The organism is Tolypothrix campylonemoides VB511288_2 (assembly GCF_045999855.1).
In the GTDB taxonomy this organism is placed as follows: Bacteria; Cyanobacteriota; Cyanobacteriia; order Cyanobacteriales; family Nostocaceae; genus Scytonema; species Scytonema bouteillei_A.
Genome location: NZ_JBFPMW010000003.1, coordinates 109,878 through 131,748, shown reverse-complemented (window position 1 = coordinate 131,748; position 21,871 = coordinate 109,878). Strand labels below are relative to the sequence as shown.

15 protein-coding genes and 3 rRNA genes are annotated in these 21,871 nt (G+C 43.1%); 8 read left to right on the top strand and 10 right to left on the bottom strand.

Going from position 1 to position 21,871, the window contains the following annotated elements:
• The first annotated feature begins 179 nt into the window (after positions 1-179).
• The 3 genes from AB0756_RS09495 to AB0756_RS09485 all read left to right on the top strand — a co-directional run bounded on the left by AB0756_RS09495 (position 180) and on the right by AB0756_RS09485 (position 1,505).
• Complete coding sequence (locus tag AB0756_RS09495) at positions 180-326, top strand: hypothetical protein (RefSeq protein WP_153021619.1); 147 nt, start codon at positions 180-182, stop codon at positions 324-326.
• Positions 327-362: 36 nt separating this feature from the next.
• Positions 363-950 carry a hypothetical protein gene (locus AB0756_RS09490; RefSeq protein WP_038086689.1) on the top strand — a complete coding sequence of 196 codons (588 nt, stop codon included), beginning with the start codon at positions 363-365 and terminating at the stop codon, positions 948-950.
• Positions 951-1,154: 204 nt separating this feature from the next.
• Positions 1,155-1,505: a hypothetical protein gene (locus AB0756_RS09485; protein ID WP_038086686.1), complete on the top strand. Its 351-nt coding sequence runs from the start codon at positions 1,155-1,157 to the stop codon at positions 1,503-1,505.
• A gap of 57 nt (positions 1,506-1,562) precedes the next feature.
• Here AB0756_RS09485 and AB0756_RS09480 read toward each other — a convergent pair whose 3' ends face one another.
• The gene (locus AB0756_RS09480) at positions 1,563-2,915 is read right to left on the bottom strand and encodes a selenium-binding family protein (protein ID WP_038086674.1); all 1,353 of its coding nucleotides are present in this window, start codon (positions 2,913-2,915) and stop codon (positions 1,563-1,565) included.
• Between the two features lie 711 nt (positions 2,916-3,626).
• Here AB0756_RS09480 and AB0756_RS09475 point away from each other — a divergent pair.
• A complete protein-coding gene (locus tag AB0756_RS09475; protein WP_038086671.1) occupies positions 3,627-4,079 on the top strand; it encodes a response regulator in 453 nt (150 codons plus the stop codon).
• 49 nt (positions 4,080-4,128) lie between these two features.
• The gene (locus AB0756_RS09470) at positions 4,129-4,581 is read left to right on the top strand and encodes a response regulator (protein WP_038086668.1); all 453 of its coding nucleotides are present in this window, start codon (positions 4,129-4,131) and stop codon (positions 4,579-4,581) included.
• 2 nt (positions 4,582-4,583) lie between these two features.
• Here AB0756_RS09470 and AB0756_RS09465 read toward each other — a convergent pair whose 3' ends face one another.
• The 3 genes from AB0756_RS09465 to AB0756_RS09455 form a co-directional block, all read right to left on the bottom strand.
• The gene (locus tag AB0756_RS09465) at positions 4,584-5,186 is read right to left on the bottom strand and encodes a gamma-glutamylcyclotransferase (RefSeq protein WP_038086660.1); all 603 of its coding nucleotides are present in this window, start codon (positions 5,184-5,186) and stop codon (positions 4,584-4,586) included.
• Positions 5,187-5,338: 152 nt separating this feature from the next.
• Complete coding sequence (locus AB0756_RS09460; RefSeq protein WP_038086658.1) at positions 5,339-7,012, bottom strand: hypothetical protein; 1,674 nt, start codon at positions 7,010-7,012, stop codon at positions 5,339-5,341.
• A gap of 272 nt (positions 7,013-7,284) precedes the next feature.
• Positions 7,285-7,755 carry a hypothetical protein gene (locus AB0756_RS09455; RefSeq protein WP_038086730.1) on the bottom strand — a complete coding sequence of 157 codons (471 nt, stop codon included), beginning with the start codon at positions 7,753-7,755 and terminating at the stop codon, positions 7,285-7,287.
• 541 nt (positions 7,756-8,296) lie between these two features.
• On the opposite strand from AB0756_RS09455, the gene AB0756_RS09450 reads away from it, so the two are divergent.
• Positions 8,297-9,505 (top strand): glycoside hydrolase family 10 protein, encoded by a 1,209-nt coding sequence (locus tag AB0756_RS09450; RefSeq protein ID WP_408019838.1) that lies wholly within the window; start codon positions 8,297-8,299, stop codon positions 9,503-9,505.
• 199 nt (positions 9,506-9,704) lie between these two features.
• Here AB0756_RS09450 and AB0756_RS09445 read toward each other — a convergent pair whose 3' ends face one another.
• On the bottom strand, positions 9,705-11,201 hold the full coding sequence (locus AB0756_RS09445; protein WP_038086657.1) for a site-2 protease family protein: 1,497 nt from the start codon (positions 11,199-11,201) through the stop codon (positions 9,705-9,707).
• 800 nt (positions 11,202-12,001) lie between these two features.
• Here AB0756_RS09445 and AB0756_RS40010 point away from each other — a divergent pair.
• Entirely contained in the window at positions 12,002-13,714 is a 1,713-nt protein-coding gene (locus tag AB0756_RS40010; RefSeq protein ID WP_038086656.1) for an ABC1 kinase family protein, read from the top strand.
• 86 nt (positions 13,715-13,800) lie between these two features.
• Positions 13,801-14,175 (top strand): hypothetical protein, encoded by a 375-nt coding sequence (locus AB0756_RS09430; RefSeq protein WP_038086655.1) that lies wholly within the window; start codon positions 13,801-13,803, stop codon positions 14,173-14,175.
• Between the two features lie 59 nt (positions 14,176-14,234).
• Here AB0756_RS09430 and AB0756_RS09425 read toward each other — a convergent pair whose 3' ends face one another.
• The 5 genes from AB0756_RS09425 to AB0756_RS09405 form a co-directional block, all read right to left on the bottom strand.
• Positions 14,235-15,002 (bottom strand): hypothetical protein, encoded by a 768-nt coding sequence (locus AB0756_RS09425; RefSeq protein ID WP_038086654.1) that lies wholly within the window; start codon positions 15,000-15,002, stop codon positions 14,235-14,237.
• Between the two features lie 459 nt (positions 15,003-15,461).
• Positions 15,462-15,579 (bottom strand): 5S ribosomal RNA (gene rrf, locus AB0756_RS09420).
• A 154-nt stretch (positions 15,580-15,733) separates the two neighbouring features.
• A 23S ribosomal RNA gene (locus AB0756_RS09415) occupies positions 15,734-18,684 on the bottom strand.
• Positions 18,685-19,031: 347 nt separating this feature from the next.
• Positions 19,032-20,520 (bottom strand): 16S ribosomal RNA (locus tag AB0756_RS09410).
• The 16S, 23S and 5S rRNA genes sit together here, the layout of an rRNA operon.
• Before the next feature lie 417 nt (positions 20,521-20,937).
• Positions 20,938-21,870 (bottom strand): Npun_R2821/Npun_R2822 family protein, encoded by a 933-nt coding sequence (locus tag AB0756_RS09405; protein WP_038075597.1) that lies wholly within the window; start codon positions 21,868-21,870, stop codon positions 20,938-20,940.
• Position 21,871 lies beyond the last annotated feature (1 nt).

Below are 21,871 nucleotides of genomic sequence, written 5' to 3'. Positions count from 1 at the left end.
AGTGCTTTGATACGAATGAAACCATTTCAACTGATTAAATAAGTAGAAAGGCGCAAAAAAAAAGTATGTAAAGAAAAGTAAAGTGACCTAAAAACCTCTTCCCTTCTGCCATCTGCCTTGATTTTAAATGCGTTTTCCCTGAACTCTCCCCCAGTCTCCCTCTCGGTCAACATGATAAAATGAAAGGCAGCACAGCTTACCAAATCCTTATGGTGTTGGCACATATTCAACCGGGCGTTGCTGGTTTAGGAGGGAATTACGGCGATCGCGAAGCGCAAGCTGTACTCAGCTTATCGAAAAGCAAGCTCGCACTATCCCTCCCTTGATAAACTCTGTATTGTGATGTAGATGCAAGTACAGAGATGGCAAAAATTGAACGGGAGTCCATTAACTTTAAACTACCCAAAACACTAACCAAAGTACTTAGAGAGAAAGCTCGCGAGCTCGACACTACAGCAACCGATTTGGTCATCCAGGGGTTGGAACACGTTTTGGATTTGGCTCCCAGTACGGATAATGGTATAGATACCCGTTTGCATCAAATCGAAGTAGAACTAAAGCGATTGGCAGTTTGTACAGAAAATTCCGTATACAGCGCTACAGAAGCTGTTTCCTCACAACGCCTCAGTCAATTAGAACAACAGATGAAAGAACTGACCAATCGATTGTCACTTATTGAAGAAGCCTTGGTGCAGATGCAAAGCAGCTCGGGAAGTTACAGTCGTCGTCGATCCTCCGGGTACTCGCACTACACTCAACTCACTATAGAGCTGCAACCCATGCTAGAAGAAAACCTTGCCAAAAGACTTGCAGTCACTCTCGCTACCCTACGCAACCAGCGCGAAACTTTAAGCCAAAAGGATTTTTTATCATGGTCTCGCTCTCGCGATACTAACAGTATGGGGTGGCGCTACGAACAGAAGGACAAGCTTTATTATCCGGTGAAGTAAAAATAAAAAAGACAAACGTACTCATAGTGCGCTTTACACTTCTGCCTTTACATAGAGCAGAAGCACGATCGAATTTCTCTCTATAAGAATAGGTACTAAAAAAAATTCCGCCGTTGGGTTAGCTAGCAATAGCTGGCTGAAGATAGAAGGGATTTTGCTTACATATTGACAGAATGAAACCATCAGATCGATATTGGCTTTGTTATGAAAAGTTTCATTCTTGGTAGCCTATCTCTACTGCTGCTATCTACCACAACTGTACCTATTGTTAAAGCCGAAAACAGAGCGGCCAATCCCAATGTGTTAAGCGGTGCATCATCCTCTACTCAGATAGAACCTTTCAATCTCGTTCACTTAGCTTATCAAGGATACCTTAGAGACCAAGGCATTCCTGGTTATGGTGCTCTTATTATGGCTTACCAAGTTAAACAAATTAGTGCTGAAGATATTGTTCGGAGTGCAGTTAAATCGAATATACTGCCACCACAAGCGATAGACGATCGCGCATATAGGAACGCTGTTAATCTTCAATTAGAAAATTTGAGAATTAAATAAGCAAAAAAATCTCTACATTTTTTCTCGTGGGATGGGTCTGCCCATCCCTTTGTCAAATTAAACCCAAATATCAGAGGTGGAATCGCCGCCCGGATAGCGCATTTCATGAGCGCGAGACGGACCTCCTGGTTCTTGACCAAAATCAACGTAGAAATTTTCGTTGATTCTTAATCCTCCCTTTTCAGTGTCACAGTCAATTTGTAACAAGTATGAACCTGTCTTAGATAAGTCAGGATAAAACTGGTTATCCCAGGTACTAAACAGAGAGTTGGTAGCATACAACCGCTTGCCATCAAGACTCAGTTGTAGCATTTGCGGTCCGGCTGCTAGCTTTTTACCCTGTACTGTACTTCCTTTGCCTAACAAACCACCACACCAAACTTGACCTGTTAATTTGGGTTGGGAGGGATCGACAATCTCATATTGGCGAATATCACCATGCAGCCAGTTGGAAAAATAGACGTAGCGATCGTCTAGTGAAATTAAAATATCAGTAATTAATGATGGCACGGGAATTGGCCAACCCTCTACCTCAACGGATGGAATATCTATAACTTTTTCCACATCCCAATGTCCGTTGGATTTGTGCCAATGCCAAACATTACTACTAAGTGCTGCTCCTACAAATCCGTGAGTGCTATCGGGATTGTGGTGAAAACGAACTTCCAAGGGAATTAATCCTTCTTCACCCAAATCAACACTTTGAATAATGTCACGTTTTGACCAATCCCAGAAATGCAAGTGCTGACCGTATTTTCCCTCCGTCACATCATTTAGGTCAAAGCCGGGATAAAATGTTTTGGGGGAACCCCACTCACTACTGACCATAACATTATGACGGGGTTGATACCAAAAATCGTAGTTAAAGCGCATACCTTCGGCTTTGCTTTCCCAACGCCCTGCAATCTCAAAGTTTCCATCAAGCAATAGAAAACCACCAGGACCGTTACCTTCGCGATCGCCAAGCATGGAAATCATCACACGACCATCGGCAAGGCAGTGGACTGTATGGGGAGCCGTCAGGTTAGTTTTTTCACGAATTTCTTCTGGTTCGATGACTTTATGAATTTTGGGCGCTTTGGCATTCGCTGTGTCAATAATGTAAATTCTACTAGAACGTATACCCGGAATCACTAAAAACCGACGCGATTTACTTGTGTCATTGTGGCATGAACTACAGGTGTTCCAACCAAAATGATGCAATTCATCTCCTATATAGGGCATTGGTAAGCGATGAATAATTTGAGAGTACGTGGGAGAGTCTGGGTCAACGTCTATAGTTGCCAAGTAATCTGGTTCTTCAATCCCCGTACCCGTGTATAGTGCGATGGTATAGAGAATTTTTTCGCGTTCTGCTTTCATTGCTACTTCTGGAGAAGCGTAACCGGGACCGCAGCAAGCATGAGCCATATTGTTAATATCTCCAACAAGTGACTTTAAAATTACAATGGGAAAATCTAGTCCTCACAGCAGAGGAATATATCAAAAACTACACCCTTATAACTCATCGAGCTTAAAAAATACGGTAATTATATAGATTTATGTTTTTAAAATGCGATCGCATTTTAAAAGAAAGAGTTTTCTATCTTATCAAAACTTATGACTGTGCGATCTTTTTGTATGCGAAAATCAACAGAATTATATTACAAAATATAAGTTGACTTTCATATAGATTAATAATATTACTGAAAAATTAGTATAGAGATATACATATATTATTTCTTATACTTGGGATAGATGATAATGCACTACAGTATGCCGCACCTTCTATATGTGTGGGGATACGTTGGGTAAAGAAAGGAGAGGGAGAACTTGATTGGTCAACTGGCTTCACATCTGGCTGCCCCCAGTCAAGGTTTTGTAAGGGTTGTAAGTGCTATAGTTATTAGCGTTGGGTCCCTGGTACTGATAGGTTGGGTTTTAGACTTTGTACAACGCAGAAGTGTCCCACAATTTGGAGTTTGTGAGTGCCTGCACAGTTGGGAACTTCTCCCTGGTACGGGAGGGGATGGGATTAGCTATTGTACGGAAAGGTGCAGAATGCATGGGAGGGTTGGCTGGCGTGGATTCTCTAATCAACCAAGGAAGCCGTTTTTGGGTAAAATTTAAGGCGGTGAAGCAGTGAACAGTCTAAATAATGCAACAATTTTACTTGTTGAAGATGAACCGGCTGATGTTTTTAGAGTGCAAAGAGCTATACGTAAAGCCAATTTACCGATTTCCCTGGAAGTGGTAAGCGATGGGGAACAAGCAGTACTTTATTTAAGCGGAGAAGCACCTTATGAAGATCGTTTGCGCTATCCCTTACCAATGCTCATGTTGCTGGATCTCAAACTCCCCCGGCTTTCTGGTTTTGAAGTTCTAGATTGGTTGAGAGAATCAACGGTAAAACATTTACCAGTGGTAGTTTTGACTTCTTCTGAGGAACAAGTAGATATAGATCGTGCCTATGCTCTCGGAGCTAATTCTTATTTAACCAAGCCTATTGACTTCAATACTTTATTTGAAATGATCCAAGCAATTGGAACTTATTGGATTACGCTCAATCGCTCGCCCTATGCGAGAGCCGATTAGCAACAAAATATGGCAACCTTTACTGAGAAGGTATTCAGGTGAGCTGTAAATGACAGGGATAACATTACAGAAAAAGACTGTTTTAGTTGTAGAAGACGAACTATCTGACCAATTTCTCCTTCAAAGAGCATTTGGTCAAATCAATCAAGAAGAATTTGCTCTTCACGTTGTCAAAACTGCAGAAGACGCAATACTTTATTTGCAGGGATCTGAACCATATCAAGAACGAGCAGTGTACCCCCTACCCGTTTTGATTGTTCTGGATTTAAGACTCCCTGGTATGTCAGGTTTGGAATTGCTGAAATGGATTAAAAAACAACCACATTTCAATCATTTACCTATCATCGCTTTGACTGCTTTTGGCAATCGGGATTTGCCTCGCGCTTATGATTTGGGTATTGACTTTTATTTACTCAAACCCGTAGAAACAAATACGTTAGCTGAAATTTTGTCTGGATTAGGCATATACAGTCACGGTGCTGAAAAACCAGAGAACTCTTAGTATCACAACGCTAGGCGATCGCTGCACAGTCCTTGATGGCGTTGTTGTAATTGATACATATGGTGAAAGAGACTCCAGCAGTATTCTTCTGGCAAACCACAAGTGACAGCACCTCGGAGAACAATATTGAAGTACCAGTCGTTAGGAGCAACTTCTTCTGAAAGCTTATCAACGACAACATAAGTACGGACATTTTTGTATACCCTTCCTTCACAGTGAATGTCCACGTATTCATGGCGATAACCTCCTTGGGGGACATCTTCTCGCTTATCCAAGCGATCGCTCAAGCGCCAAGGTAATTGATAAAGTACTCCTCTAACACTGGTTTTCGTGTCTTTTACCACATCTAAAACACCACACTTGCGAGTTGGCGAGATGCGATAAAATCCCAATCGATATCCTTTCAATGTACCTGTACCAATCACATAGGGATGCGTCTTTTCACCAAGAGAGCGTTTTAAATCAACAGGACACATACACGAACCGTAAGCAAAGTAATAAAACGTTGAATCGTTCGCTTGTACCTGTTGTAACTCCGAATTTACACTGTCAGGATTATAAGTTTGTACCCAACTGTATTGAATGTGCCCAGATTGGTTGCTCATTGTTATTCAAGTAATATTAACTATTAAATATATTATGTTACACGATTATACTTAATTCTTTACATATTTGATAGAGTAACCGTATTATACTGGCACTGCATTCTTTCCTCGTTCCCAGGCTAAGCCTGGGAATGAAGGATAATACTTTAACTCTAGTAAACTCGATTCATCTGAACCCAAGTCTTAACGACAAGCCGTAAATCTTCAGGCAAGCTGTTTTGAGAGATGTCATTATACCGTACAGAACCCCTAGGGCTTGTTAAAGTATAAGTAATGTAATCAGCACTACCTCTAGTTGCTGGATAGTCCAAATTATTGAACACATCCCTTTCTTGCTTGAGTAACTGCTGAAACCTCCGTACCTGTTCCAAAGGAATGCGATAGACGCTACGTTCGGAGTCATTCTCATCACCAATCCGAACGCGAATTAAACTTCCATCATCCAGTAGAACTGTTTCATAAGTTCTACCAGCAATACCACCAGTCGCAATTTGCCGGAAAACAATACCGCGTTCCAAGGGTCTTGGTAATTGACTGCGCGGTATGGGAACTGCTTGAAAACCATTGTTATTAGCAATTGCACTTGCTCTTTCATCAAAGATTGCAGTACCTGATTCCGCAACGCGGTAAATTAAAACCTGTTGACCATCACTGATTGTGACTCTCCAACCGGGTACAACAGTTGCTGCACATAAAGCCAGTGGATCTGGTATCCCCAAACAGCTGTCAGGCCACTGCTGTCTGTCAACTTCAACTATTTGCAACTGTGAAACTGACAATCCAGAACGCTCGGAAGCTCTCACTAAAATTCTCTCAGCAAGGCGTCTTGGCAGATTCACATTGGGTGTTTCACCGTACTGTTGGGTGTCTAGCCTCACTTCTTCAGCATCGGGAGCGGCATGAAAGACTAAAGTTTCTCTGCCAGTTCCTACGCGCACTTTCCAAGCTCTTATCGCAACTTCGGTACAAGTCTCGCCCGGACGGGGCAGATTTAAACAACCATCAGTCGTCACTTGTTCGGCGTCAACAATACGTAACTGAGAAATTGCCAATCCTGTAAAATTCGATGCAGCTTCTAAGACAACATTGCCGACTCTTTGGGGTAATCTACCATTTGTGATGCTGCTTTCTCTTTGATTGAGTCTAACAACAGAACCTGTTGTATTGGTATGATAAACCAACCTTTGTTCTCCTGTACCCACAACTAAACGCCAACCAGGTACTACTGTTTGGGCACAAGTTTCACTCAACTTTGCTAAATTCAAACAACTATTGTCCCAATTTCTTTTGTCAATTTGAACGATCGCCAATTCCTCAACTGGTAATTCCAAACGTCCGGATGCAGTTTGTAAAACGGCATTTCTAACAGAATTTGGCACACCACTTTGAACTTGTTTTGCCAAACGGATGTAACGCCCAGTACTATTGGTATGATAAGTCCAGTTTTGGCTGCCATCAGAAAGGATAACTCGCCAACCAGGGACTCTGGCTTGGGTGCAAAGTTCGTTTTTGGTTGGTAAATCCAAGCAACCATTGCGCCAAATACGCTGGTTGTAATCAGTGATTTCTAGATTTTTAATAGGAATGCGATTTTTACTGGCAACATCTCGTTTAACTGCAGAAGCTACTGAAGTTGGTAAGCCGTTATTTTTACTATTTTGCTTTAGAGATTTATTTGGTTTTGCTGCGGAAATCTTTGCCGGAGACGCAGTTACACCTTCAGGCACCGCGATCGCCCCTCCAACAGATAAAATGCTAGATAATACTAAGGCAGTCAAAATCTGCGCTTGTTTCGTGGTACTATAAATTTTAGGGATGTGTCTCATGGTAATGTTCGAGCAATAATCATTGTCAGAACGTTGTATGCAACGTCCGATCGTCAGTCAGTAGTTATCAGTGAAAAGGCAAAAACTAATAACTAGTAGCTATCAGTTGAAAATCAAGATATCTTACAGCAGCGCTCTTAGAGACAGCAGTCTTGTGTATCTTCTCAACCAGATACCGCTATGGACGCTAGAAAACTCGCTATTTGTTCCTCACGTTTTTTAGTTGTTAATGACAGATCGAGCAAGCAACCATTTCCCTACTCTGTCCCGGCTTAATGCTCATCGTGTCCATCGAACCTAATAGTACAAGCTGCCCAATTTTTGAGATCTGGCGCAAGCCAAACAAGCTTTTGTAAAATTTCATCATTAACCCATAGGACTAAAGGGTGTTGAAACCGTTTTCGCAACTCGTCTCGCATGATGTTCGTAGAGACTAGGAGTTGATTGATGGCAATCACTGATTCTAAACCTCCGATCACTAAAGCTTGAGGTCGAGCAGAACCAAGCAAATCGTTAACAGTTGTATAAAATGTTTCAGAATTGGCAGGCAGAGTAATTTCATTGATTTCTGTTGGACAAAATTCCTTTAATAAATGGAGTATTTGTGTCTGCTTCACAGTGGAGTGACAGCAGGCTAAGAGCAATGAAAACTCTCCTTGAGAAACCTGAATTGCTCTTACAAGTCTCTGAATGGGAACTGTAACGTTTACTTTACTGTCTTGTGAATGAGCTAAGCCGAGCATTGACTTGTCCGAATTTTGTCCTAATAAGCTAAATTTACCAGCAAAAGACTTCGACCACATTTAGGTAAGTACTGAAGTTGTTGTATTAAAAATATCGCCATTTGTTATAAATACATAAAATTCTCCTCAATTTTAAGAAAAATAAGCACACCCATTAGCCTCATATTTACTGCTACAAATTTATTTTGTTACAAAAGTAAAATACACAACAGGAATAAGCAATTTCGTAACAAGAACAAAACTTAACATTTGATGAAAAAAATAATGGGTTTGATAAGGTATTCATATTGTCAGTAGGCTGCAAAATCACGGAGTTCTTGAAGGAAATCAGAGTTGGGAGGCTCAATCTCTGCCTTTGTCCTTTGAAGAAGTTGAAAACGCATTCGCGTTCATCTATTTTTGGTCTGCACAACGGAACCGCCATCTATCCCCTCTCACAAATGAAAGGGGGTAAACCAAGCAAAATTAACTTATTCTAAGAATTAGTACAAAATCAACGATGAAACAATTTTTTCTTAACTTATGTAATGCAGTACATATAATGATAAGGCAAGCTCGTAGAAACAAAGTCTTCTTAGCATTCTTGGTTGCTATAACCTTTGTGACTGCGGTGATATCCTCATTTCCCTCATTTGCTCAAAATAATTTGCGTCCGCAGACATTTGAGTTACGCGGAGTCTGGTTAACTAATATAGACAGTAACGTATTGTTCGATCGCAATCGGCTTCAAGATGCTTTGCAAACTCTGAAAAACCTAAACTTCAATACGGTGTATCCCACTATTTGGAATTGGGGTTACACGCTCTATCCAAGTAAGGTAGCACAAAAAGTGATTGGGCGATCGCTAGACCCAGTTCCCGGACTGCAAGGTCGAGATATGCTCAAGGAAGTTGTTGAAGGCGGTCATAGAAAAGGCTTAACAGTCATTCCCTGGTTTGAGTTTGGCTTTATGGCACCCGCCGATTCACAATTAGCTAAAAATCGTCCTCAGTGGCTCACAAGTCGTCAAGATGGCAGCAAGATCTGGAAAGAAGGTACCCATGACCGAGTTTGGTTAAATCCCTTTCTCCCGCAAGTACAACAATTTATACAAGAATTAATTGTTGAAGCTGTAAAAAACTACGATATTGACGGCATTCAATTCGACGATCACTTCGGTTTACCTTCGGAATTGGGGTACGATCCCTATACAATTGCATTGTACAAAAAAGAACATAATGGCAAAGCTCCTCCAAAAAATTCAAAAGACCCTGAATGGGTACAGTGGAGAGCAAATAAAATAACTGACTACATGAAACGCGTTTTTACAGCTATCAAAGCAGCCAAAAAAACGTGCTTGGTTTCAATAGCACCAAACCCCCAACGTTTCTCCTACGAATTTTTCTTAGCAGACTGGGCGCGTTGGGAAAGGATGGGGCTGGTTGAAGATTTAGTTATCCAAGTCTATCGCAACGATCTAAATGTCTTTGTGAGCGAATTAGAGTACCCAGAAGTCAAAATAGCCCGAAGCCATATTCCTGTCAGCATAGGAATTATTACTGGATTAAAAGGCAAATATGTTCCCATACAACAAATACAGACTCAAGTCCAAAAAGTGAGAGAACGCAAGTTTGTTGGAGTTTCCTTCTTCTTCTATGAAACTCTTTGGAATATGGCTGGTGAAAAGCCACAACAACGACAGTTAGCCTTCAAAAATATCTTTCCTCAACCTGTTGCCTATCCAAATCTGCTCGCAGGTTGGAAACCATAATGGCTAATGGCTAATTGCACCATTGGTTCGTCGCATTAATTTTGCTGGTTTGGTCTGAGTTGTCATTAATTTCTACAGCGAAGACAGCGCAACTACAAACCTATCAAAACTTTTGCGGCAAACCACTATTAGCCATTAGCCCTCCGGGTTCGCCAGTCCCCAGGGCGTGGGAAACCCGCCTGCAGGGCTGGACTCACCATTAGCCAATTCCCAAACGTCCTGCTAAAGCAGGAGTTAAGGGTAGCAGAGTGGCTACCATCAAGAACAACGCTAACAGACCTAAAGCAGCGCGTGCGTCATCTGGTTCGCTAATTTCATTTAAGCTGGGACGTTCTAAATCCCTTTGTAAAAACAAAATTACAATTGCCCAATACATGGCAAGAGGAGTTCCCAGAGAAACTAACGCCAGCACAATTAATGTTGCTACTGTTGCTCTTCCTGCAATTTTGCGTCCGTAAATAGCTTGTACGATGCGACCACCATCTAGTTGACCTGCAGGCATTAAATTAAGAGCGGTAATAACTAACCCCAGCCAACCAATAACGACTAGAGGATGTATATCTACTATGGCAGACTGTAAAGTAGATCCAAGAATAACCCGCGATAGGGTTCCTACCAAAATCGAACTTGAAAAAAATTCGTTTGGTAGTTGAAACAAACTACCTGGATGGGAAAGTAGTAACCCTGTCACGAGCATCAACAGAGAAATAATTCCTCCTGTAGCTGGTCCTGCTAAAGAAATATCAAAGAGAACCTTACGGTTGGGTATTAAAGATTCAAAACGGGTGATCGCACCAAATGAACCAATTTGCACCGCAGGGAGAAAGTAAGGCCAACTTAAGCGGACTTGATGACGGCGAGCAAGTAACCAATGACCAATTTCATGAGCTACTAAGATTGTTATGATACCCGCGCTAATGGGCAAAGCTTCCTGAAATCGTGCCGGGGTTGAGAAGAAATCAAAATTTAGTAACAATCCACCTGTTTCTAAACTTGTAGCAATGGTTGCTAGCACCAAGATAACCCCAAAGATTCTTTGCGGTACAGTCATTGGGCGGGGATCGTTACGGGATGGGAGGACAATCATCACAGGTTTGCCATCTGTGTTTTCCACTAAAAAAAGACGGTACTTATTTCCCAGGCGCTCGTGTAGACTTTCACTCAACTGAGTATGTACTTTTTCTGCATCTCCTCGGAGATTACCTTTAAAGATGGCACCTTCTTGGTAAGCAATCGTTTCTGTCGTAAAAAAGGTATCTATACCAAAGATACTTTTGATAACACTCAAATCTTCTTCTGGAATTGGCATTACCTCAAGTTCAACTTGAGCAACAGTAGCCGGACTTGTGGAGTTATTTGTAATGCCACGTTCTTGTGAGGCAACAGAAGCCAGCCTTTCAGTTGCTCGTTGTTTGAGAATCGCATCTTGACCAGCAGCGCGTAGCTGTCTCCCGATATAAATGTACACTCCTGCAGAAACTATCAACAAGAACAAAATACTCACTATGTTGATATAAACTCCTGCGGCAAACAACCCAAAAAACAATAACCAGGGAGTCATCAGCACGACCGACTGTAACCAGGCAAGGATTCCTAGTTTGCCATATGGTTTGGCGCGATAAAAGCCCCAACCCAAGATTCCAAAAGCGACCAGCACAATTGTGGCAATAATAGGTGTTTCTGATGAAGTTAACATTTTTTCTTAATCCTTCTGAAACCAGGCCTGAGTAAGTCAGTTGTTTTGTAGATATTATTAATCTATAACGAACCTTGCATCGGCAACGGTTTTAGCAGTAGATGAAGAGTGGGTGATAAAGCCTACAACATGAGTACTTAGTGCTGTCTTTCTGCCTTCTATCTAAAATTTGTGATTGATTGCTCAATCACTTGACCTCTTATAAAGTAAGATATTATATTTTTTTACAAATCTATACAAAACTTCAAGCTTGGTGATTGAGCATTGAGTGGAATCAAGACTCACTTATTGAAAAAAACTCTACCCCTTTTGCTAAGCCTTATAAGAAAGGGGTTTAAAAGCCTCTCTCCCATAGATTGCAGGTTGAGGGCGAGGGTTTGTTCAAATGTAACTTCGATTGGTAAGCAACTCACTCCGCTCCAGGTTTTGCAAAAATTTATACATTTAAATGTATATTTTTATACATAAATAAAAACGTTTTTCTAGAAAATTCCCATCTGTATATGGATTTTAATTTTTGAGATAAGTAAATACAAGTGCTAGTTATTCAGTAAACGATAATTGTATACGTAACCTTATGGAGCTATATCTATAATTTAAGCAAAAACAAATTTAGGTATTTATACTTTTATGTACTAATATAAAATAAAAGATAAAAAGTAACGTTAAGTAAACTTGGGCGAAATTGCATAAGACTAGAAAGGAAATATTGATAGAGCATTTGTTAGCTCAAAGGATATTTTCCTTGAGGTCTGGAATGCAAAGCCTTTTTCAATCGCATTAAAGAGGAAAATAAGGGAGTGAATTCGCAAACCCTTACACAAAATCAAAACAATCGACGATACGATCCAGAAACGATCGCCCGCTACTATGGCTATCGTCCCTGGCTGGGTTGGTCAAGAGCAGCGACAATTATTTGGTCTTTCGTTTGGTTTATACTTTGTCTTAAGTGGGATGAATGGCAAAATCAAGAGGAGCAAAACAAGCTAAAGCGAGCTACTCAATTGCGGCGGTTACTAACTCGCTTGGGTCCAACTTTTATTAAAGTAGGTCAAGCCCTCTCAACGCGACCAGACCTTATCCGTAAAGACTACTTGGACGAACTGGTAAAGCTACAAGACCAATTACCGCCATTTGAGAATGCGATCGCTTTCCAAATTATCGAAAGTCAACTGGAGCGATCTATAGACGAAATTTTTAGCGAGTTGTCGCCAAATCCTGTAGCAGCTGCGAGCTTGGGACAAGTTTACCGAGGTAGGTTGATAACTGGCGAAGAAGTGGCTGTAAAAGTACAGCGTCCCAATTTACGCCCCACTCTCTCGCTAGACCTTTATCTCATGCGTTGGGTTGCAGGTTGGATAAGTCCTTGGTTGCCCCTCAACCTCGGTCATGACCTCACAATGATAGTAGACGAGTTTGGCATAAAATTATTTGAGGAAATAGATTATCTCAACGAAGCCCGCAATGCCGAAAAATTTGCGACTAACTTCCGCAACGACCCTCAAGTGAAAGTGCCAACTATATATTGGCGTTATACCAATCTCCATGTTCTTACCCTAGAGTGGATTGATGGTTTTAAACTAACAGATACTAAGAGTATTCGTGCAGCAGGTTTAGACCCAAACGCGATCGTTCAAATTGGCGTGACAGCAGGTTTGCAACAACTTTTAGAACACGGGTTCTTTCACGCTGACCCCCATCCAGGCAATTTATTTGCCACGCCCGATGGTCGTATGGCATATATTGACTTCGGAATGATGGATCAATTGAATGAGACGACCAAAGAAACTTTGGTAGATGCTGTTGTGCATCTAGTGAACAAAGACTATAGCGACTTAGCAGAAGATTACGTAAAGTTAGGTTTTCTCACCCCAGATACAGATATTCGCCCCATCATACCAGCATTAGAAGCGGTTTTAGGGGATGCCATTGGGAAAAATGTTAGCGATTTTAACTTTAAAACTATCACTGACAATTTTTCGGAACTCATGTATGAGTATCCTTTCCGGGTTCCCGCTCAATTTGCTTTGATTATTCGTTCCTTGGTAACTCAGGAAGGTATTGCCCTAAGCTTGAATCCGGACTTCAAAATTGTTGAGGTAGCATATCCCTATGTAGCAAGACGATTGCTAACAGGAGAATCGCCCCAATTACGCCGACGATTGCTGAATGTACTTTTTAAGGATGGCAAATTCCAGTGGCAAAGATTGGAGAGTTTGCTTGCGATCGCTAGAACTGACGGTAACTTTGATGTGTTACCTACAGCACAATTAGGGTTCCAATACTTGCTTTCTGAGGAAGGCAAGTTTCTTCGGAAACAGTTAGTCCTTGCGCTTACTGAAGACGATCGCCTTCATACCGAAGAAGTTCAAAGGTTGTGGAATTTAGTCAAAGATGATATACAGCCCGCCCGCCTGTTAAATGTAGCAATAGAAGTGCTAACAGAATTATCTAGAGAAGGTGTGGCTTCCATATTACCAAAAGCTGCCGCAGCTTTTAGTAGCAAACCATAAAAATTGGCTAGTTGCTAATGGCTCACAGCTAATGGTAAGAGTGCAATTAACAATCAACAATTAGCATTCTTGCTACAGGAGTTTTCATGTACTACTATCCTCAACAGCCACCTTACTTTTTATTGGTAGTTGGACTTTTTGCAGCACTTGCTTCCGGTTTAGCCTTAGCTGGAACATTAAAATCTATAGTACAAAAATGGCAAAGCGATGGTGCAGAAACTTCTGGTTCTCGAATGTCTGTCAAACAACTGTCAGTACCATTTCTAGGCATAACAGCAGGTACGTGTTTATTTCTTTGTTCGGGTTTTGAGATCTTTGGTTTTCCGCCTTTTCTTGCCTATGCAGTTGGTTTACCAGTAGCCATTCTAACTTGCTTGCTTGTTTGGTTGCAATTGGGAAGTATGCTGGCTTATGTTGAACGTCAAGGAATGCGATCTCTAGATTTAGATTCTTTGCCCTAGAGATGTTGTAAGTGATTCGGAATAAGAGGGTGGACAAATTGTCCACTCTGTTTAGTTCATCATGTATAAAAGAAGTTAAAATTCTTTAATGCTGTTAACCTAGCTAGGTTTAACCGGTAATGAAAAGCTAATTTACGATTTAATCTTTTTGACCAAACTTCAGGAGTATTTTCATAAGAAGCATCCAGATGCATCGTCGGTTTTTGCAATTGTTTCCAGCCGTCATTCTTGACTGTCCACCCCACTTTTGCCGCTGCTAACCCAATAGCATTTCCATCTCCTCCATGAATTCCATGCAGTTCTAAATAACGACCAATAAGACCCCAATATTTTACAAACTCTTTTTCTTTGCCTCCATCTTTACCAACCAAGAATAAAGATTCTCCAACGTAATTCACCTTATCTAAGGATATTTCTAACTTAGAGGCTACATTTTCAACAGCTTTTAATCTTTCAGGTGTATATTTATTTATATGTTCCAATAAATTTTCAGTGCGTCCTATAATTCCAGGAAAATACTCAATTTCTGGTAAATAATTTATAATTCTGGTATCTGCATCAATGTATATTGTAACTTGAAGTTTAGTTAAAGCTTCTTCAATAACTGCCCGTTTATCATGATAACAAAGCAGAATACCTTGCTGACGATATTTATAAGCCAAAATATTGGAAACATTACTTAATTCCCTGGGTTCATCGGTGTAAACTACTAATAAAGTTCCTGGGGAATATTTTTCTAAATCATCTGCTAATTGCTTCGTAAGTTTGCGATACTTACTCCCCAAAGCTAAAGTGCAAAAACAAAACTCTTTAGGTGATAAAGTCATAGTGCTCTTTGATAGTTCTTGGTATAATATCATTTCACTTTTTTAGTGATACAAATACCTTGGTAATACCAATTCTGTATGAGGCTGCGTTTTATTGTCCCAGAACTTTAAACTAGGGTTAGGCTAGGTCAAAAATTTTTTGGCGCATTTTCATAAAGAAACGGTGTAAAAACGCAATGTCTTGCGCCTCTATAACCAATATTTATGTATCGTAGATTTCGTGAATTGAATTGGTATAAGGTAACGGCAATTGTATGCCATAGCTATATGGATTGAGTATAGAAGAATTACTGAAATAGAATGCTGTTAAATTAATCACATAAAAAAACTTGAAATCAGATAATACTTAAAGCATTGGTACAGAAAGTATAAAAACCTAATTTTTTATTTACTATGGAAATAAAAAACAAAACACTCTCCCAATTATGAATTTAGGAGAGTGTTTTGCTGGATTTATGAACCTGGCACCGAGCTATTTTAGCAGGCGGCAACCCGCCAACTATCGTCGCCGCATCAATGTTTCACAACTGAGTTCGGGATGGAATCAGAGTGGGACCACTGAGCCATAGGCACCAGGAATGAATGATGAATTATGAATGATGAACTTCATCAAAAGGAAGGCTCATCGTGGAATTCAAAACCCTGAAGACTGCACAGAAAAGCGAAACAAGTGTGAATTGTGAATTGAAGAAGATTGTCATCATTCATCATTCAGAATTCATCATTGAGATGAGGTCAAGACCTCGGTCTGTTAGGACAACTTGGCTAAGTACATTACTGCACGTACACCGACTGCCTATGAACAGGTGTTCTACCTGTGACCTTACCTACTTGTAGTAGTCAGAGCACTCATCTTGAGGTGGGCTTCCCACTTAGATGCTTTCAGCGGTTATCCGCTCCGCACTTGGCTACCCAGCGTCTACCACGGGCGTGATAACTGGTACACCAGCGGTGCGTTCCTCCCGGTCCTCTCGTACTAAGGAGGACTCCTCTCAATGCTCTTGCGCCTGCACCGGATATGGACCGAACTGTCTCACGACGTTCTGAACCCAGCTCACGTACCGCTTTAATGGGCGAACAGCCCAACCCTTGGGACGTACTTCCGCCCCAGGTTGCGATGAGCCGACATCGAGGTGCCAAACCTCCCCGTCGATGTGGACTCTTGGGGGAGATCAGCCTGTTATCCCTAGAGTAACTTTTATCCGTTGAGCGACGGCCATTCCATACTGCGCCGTCGGATCACTAAGACCGTGTTTCCACCCTGTTCGAGTTGTAGCTCTTACAGTCAAGCTCCCTTATTGCCTTTACACTCAACGCACGGTTTCCAAGCGTGCTGAGGGAACCTTTGTGCGCCTCCGTTACCTTTTAGGAGGCGACCGCCCCAGTCAAACTGCCCATCTGAAACTGTCTCCCGATTGGATAGACAATCGTGGGTTAGAATCCTAGCTTCGCCAGAGTGGTATCTCACCGTTGGCTCGGTATCCCCCACAAGGGATACTTCAGTGCCTCCCACCTATCCTGCGCAAGCCAAGCCCGGACCCAATTCCAGACTACAGTAAAGCTTCATAGGGTCTTTCTGTCCTGGTGCAGGTAGTCCGTATCTTCACAGACATTCCTATTTCGCCGAGTCTCTCTCTGAGACACCATCCAGATCGTTACGCCTTTCGTGCGGGTCGGAACTTACCCGACAAGGAATTTCGCTACCTTAGGACCGTTATAGTTACGGCCGCCGTTCACCGGGGCTTCAGTCGTCAGCTTTAGGGTTTCCCCCTGACCAACTTCCTTAACCTTCCGGCACTGGGCAGGCGTCAGCCCCCATACTTCCAATTGCTTGTTTGCGGAGACCTGTGTTTTTGGTAAACAGTCGCCTGGATCTCTTCACTGCGACCCACTTGCGTGGGCACCCCTTCTTCCGAAGTTACGGGGCCATTTTGCCGAGTTCCTTAGAGAGAGTTATCTCGCGCCCCTGAGTTTTCTCAACTTCCCCACCTGTGTCGGTTTCGAGTACGGGTTTGATGTTTTCATCACCAACGTAGCTTTTCTTGGCACTATCATTTACAACTCGGCATCCTTAGACACCTCCCAATCCATTCAGGGCGTTGCTATCTTTCATGCGTCTTACGTTGACTCCCACATCAAAGTGAGGGATTGTTCACCCTCTGTCCATCGACTACGCCTTTCGGCCTCGCCTTAGGTCCCGACTAACCCAGAGTGGACGAACCTGCCTCTGGAACCCTTGGGGTTTCGGGGCTAGGGATTCTTACCCTAGTTTGCGCTACTCAAGCCGACATTCTCACTTCCGTCTCGTCCACAGCTGCTTGCCGCTACTGCTTCTACCTACCACGGAACGCTCCCCTACCAGTTAACAATCTCATCACTTAGCATGCAACCTTCTGGAGCGGAGCGAGGGAGTGAAGGAGGGAGGGAGGGAGGGAGGAACTATTCTTCGTTCCCTCACTCTCTCACTCTCTCACTCTCTCCCTCTGTCTTCCAAAAGAGGCTGTATGCTAAATGATGGCTTGCTAAATCCACAGCTTCGGTACATCGCTTAGTCCCATTCATTTTCGGCGCAGGAGCGCTTGACCAGTGAGCTATTACGCACTCTTTCAAGGATGGCTGCTTCTAGGCAAACCTCCTGGTTGTCTTTGCACTCCCACCTCCTTTGCCACTTAGCGATGATTTCGGGACCTTAGCTGGTGGTCTGGGCTGTTTCCCTCTTGACGATGAAGCTTATCCCCCACCGTCTCACTGGTAACTCTCCACTGAGTATTCAGAGTTTATCTCGATTTGGTACCGGTCTCCCAGCCCGCACCGAAATAGTGCTTTACCCCTCAGTTTTTCCGTTACCGCTGCGCCTCAACACATTTCGGGGAGAACCAGCTAGCTCCGAGTTCGATTGGCATTTCACCCCTAACCACACCTCATCCGCCGATTTTTCAACATCGGTCGGTTCGGACCTCCACTTGGTGTTACCCAAGCTTCATCCTGGACATGGTTAGATCACCCGGGTTCGGGTCTATAAATACTGATAACGCGCCCTTTTCAGACTCGCTTTCGCTTTGGCTTCGTCAACAAACTTAACCTACCAGTACCTATAACTCGCCGGCTCATTCTTCAACAGGCACGCGGTCATCCGTTGAATCGGACTCCCACTGCTTGTAGGCTCACGGTTTCATGTTCTATTTCACTCCCCTCAACGGGGTTCTTTTCACCTTTCCCTCGCGGTACTTGTTCGCTATCGGTCACACAGTAGTATTTAGCCTTACGAGATGGTCCTCGCTGATTCACATGGGATTCCTCGTGCCCCATGCTACTCGGGATTCAGCTACTATCCTTAAGCTTTCGACTACAGGACTTTCACCTTCTTTGGTGCAGTATTTCGCTGCTTCGCCTAACCGCTAGATTCGATTTCGCTGTCCCACTACCCCAAAATGCATGCACTTTGGTTTAGGCTCTTCCCCTTTCGCTCACCACTACTGAGGGAATCTCTATTGATTTCTTTTCCTCCAGCTACTAAGATGTTTCAATTCACTGGGTTCGCTCTTTCGTTATTGGGTTGCCCCATTCGGACATCTCCGGCTCACTGCATGCTTCCTGCTCCCCGGAGCTTTTCGTTGGTAACCACGTCCTTCTTCGCCTCTGTGTGCCTAGGTATCCACCATGAGCCCTTCTTCTCTTGACCACTATTGCTGAATGCTAACTGCTCATCGCTAATTTCCATTAGCCATTAGCCATTAGCTTTTCGCTTTTAGTTACTTTCGCTTTTCTATGCAGTTTTCAAGGTTCTGGCTGGAACATTTCCAGCAGTCTTGTTCCCTTGCGGTTTCAAGTTGCTGAATTTCTTCTATTGATAAGTGCCCAAATCATCAATGCTTTGGCATTTTTTTCCGAACCCACACTAGTTTGAAAGCCAATTTTCTTTACCTCGCACGACCTAGGATTTCTGAATTATGAATTCTGAATTATGAAGTGTGAATTGTGAATTTCATCATTCATAATTTATCATTCATAATTTAGTTGGTCTCCCTAAAAGGAGGTGATCCAGCCACACCTTCCGGTACGGCTACCTTGTTACGACTTCACCCCAGTCACCAGTCCTGCCTTCGGCATCCTCCTCCACGAATGGTTAGAGTAACGACTTCGGGCACTACCAGCTTCCATGGTGTGACGGGCGGTGTGTACAAGGCCCGGGAACGAATTCACTGCAGTATGCTGACCTGCAATTACTAGCGATTCCACCTTCACGCAGGCGAGTTGCAGCCTGCGATCTGAACTGAGCCGTGGTTTGTGAGATTTGCTTGCTATCACTAGCTTGCTGCCCTCTGTCCACAGCATTGTAGTACGTGTGTAGCCCAGGACGTAAGGGGCATGCTGACTTGACGTCATCCCCACCTTCCTCCGGTTTGTCACCGGCAGTCTTCTTAGAGTTCCCAACTTAATGATGGCAACTAAGTACGAGGGTTGCGCTCGTTGCGGGACTTAACCCAACATCTCACGACACGAGCTGACGACAGCCATGCACCACCTGTGTTCGCGCTCCCTAAGGCACTCCCAACTTTCATCGGGATTCGCGACATGTCAAGCCCTGGTAAGGTTCTTCGCGTTGCATCGAATTAAACCACATACTCCACCGCTTGTGCGGGCCCCCGTCAATTCCTTTGAGTTTCACACTTGCGTGCGTACTCCCCAGGCGGGATACTTAACGCGTTGGCTCCGGCACTACGCGGGTCGATACGCGTAACGCCTAGTATCCATCGTTTACGGCTAGGACTACTGGGGTATCTAATCCCATTCGCTCCCCTAGCTTTCGTCCCTCAGTGTCAGTTATGGTCCAGCAGAGCGCTTTCGCCACCGGTGTTCTTCCCGATCTCTACGCATTTCACCGCTACACCGGGAATTCCCTCTACCCCTACCATACTCCAGTCTCTCAGTTTCCACTGCCTTTATCTAGTTAAGCCAGACGCTTTGACAGCAGACTTGATAAACCACCTGCGGACGCTTTACGCCCAATCATTCCGGATAACGCTTGCATCCTCCGTATTACCGCGGCTGCTGGCACGGAGTTAGCCGATGCTTATTCCTCAGGTACCTTCAACTTATTATTCCCTGAGAAAAGAGGTTTACAACCCAAGAGCCTTCCTCCCTCACGCGGTATTGCTCCGTCAGGCTTTCGCCCATTGCGGAAAATTCCCCACTGCTGCCTCCCGTAGGAGTCTGGACCGTGTCTCAGTTCCAGTGTGGCTGATCGTCCTCTCAGACCAGCTACCGATCGCCGTCTTGGTGCGCTCTTACCACACCAACTAACTAATCGGACGCGAGCTCATCTCCAGGCAGCTAGCCTTTCACCCATGGGCACATCCGGTATTAGCAGCCGTTTCCAACTGTTGTCCCGGACCTGAAGCCAGATTCTCACGCGTTACTCACCCGTCCGCCACTATCTCCGAAGAGACCGTTCGACTTGCATGTGTTAAGCATACCGCCAGCGTTCATCCTGAGCCAGGATCAAACTCTCCGTTTTGAAGTGTTCTTGCTCCGACACACCCTAGTGCGTCCGAGCCTCTTGGCTTATTATTTTTCTTTTGTGAGCGGGTAACAAACCGCCACTTAATTTTTTGACGAGGTCTTTAATTGCTTGGCTTTCAAACTATTGCTTTATCTTGGTTCGGTTGTGCGGGCGTTTCTCTCTCGCTTCACACTTTATCTAAGGTAACAACCACATCTGACTTTGTCAAGGTTTTTTCAGAAGTTTTTTTGAACCTCTAGATAACTCTACTCCTAACCCTTATCCAGCAACAGTTTCAATGCTTTCACAATTTTTAGGCTTTCAAACTTATCTATATATATTGTGTCTTGGTTCGGCGTGTCTTTTGGGTCTTTTCCCTTCAACACTTGCCTACCATAGCAAAAAAATCAGAGTATGGAGATAAAAATATCCTTAAAGCTTAGCTTTAATGTGCCGTAGGTGATTCATAACGTTGTCTACCTTTTTCTCCCACAGACTCTTCTTTGATTTAGACGGAAAAACTGCTGGTGACATCTCTGGATTCAGATTGCGATAATGTTCCCAAACTTCCCAGTAAGGACAACCCGGCTCAATCCGAATACCTGCCCAATGAAGATACTGCAGGGGTTGATTGACTGAAGGGTCAATCAGAATATCTGCCTGTGTTTGAAAATGAGGGCTTCCTCCCCAGTTTCCTGGTGCTTTTCCTGGTCTGCGAACAATATTGAAGCGGCGTGGAATTCGCTTCAGAAGCATATAATTAATGATGGGTTGGTCGGAAGTTTTTTGCGAGAAGTCAAAATATTCTGGATGAGCAGCACACTCGGTGAACACGTCATACAAATCTTGTTCGGAGATTAAGTTTTTCTTAGAACCCCAAAAACCTCCGTTAAAAATATCCTTGACTTCACCCTCATTGAATACCTTGGCTTCTAAAACTGTAGAATTAAAGACATTTTTAATACCCCCAGCATACTGATAATCACAACAAATAAAGTCGTACTCAGCTAAGTAGTTAAGGTTATCAATAATTTTTTCAAAAACAACTATATCAGTATCTATGTACAAAAACTCGTCAAATGGTCCAAACCAGCAGGCTTGCTTCCTGAATTGATTGGGACGAGCGAAAAACTTACCACCAAAGGTCTCGTGTAATTTTACTGATAGTCTGTCAATAAAATCTAGGTCTTCATAAAGCTGTACGCCGTAATGTCTGTTGAGAATATCTGCAATATTATGATAATTGTCATCATATGGAATCATAACGATTGGTGTTTCCCGATCGCGCAACCGGATACTGTTTAGGAGTGCGATCGCGTGATCGGTCACCTTATCATTAGCAATAATATAAATTCCCCGAGTCATA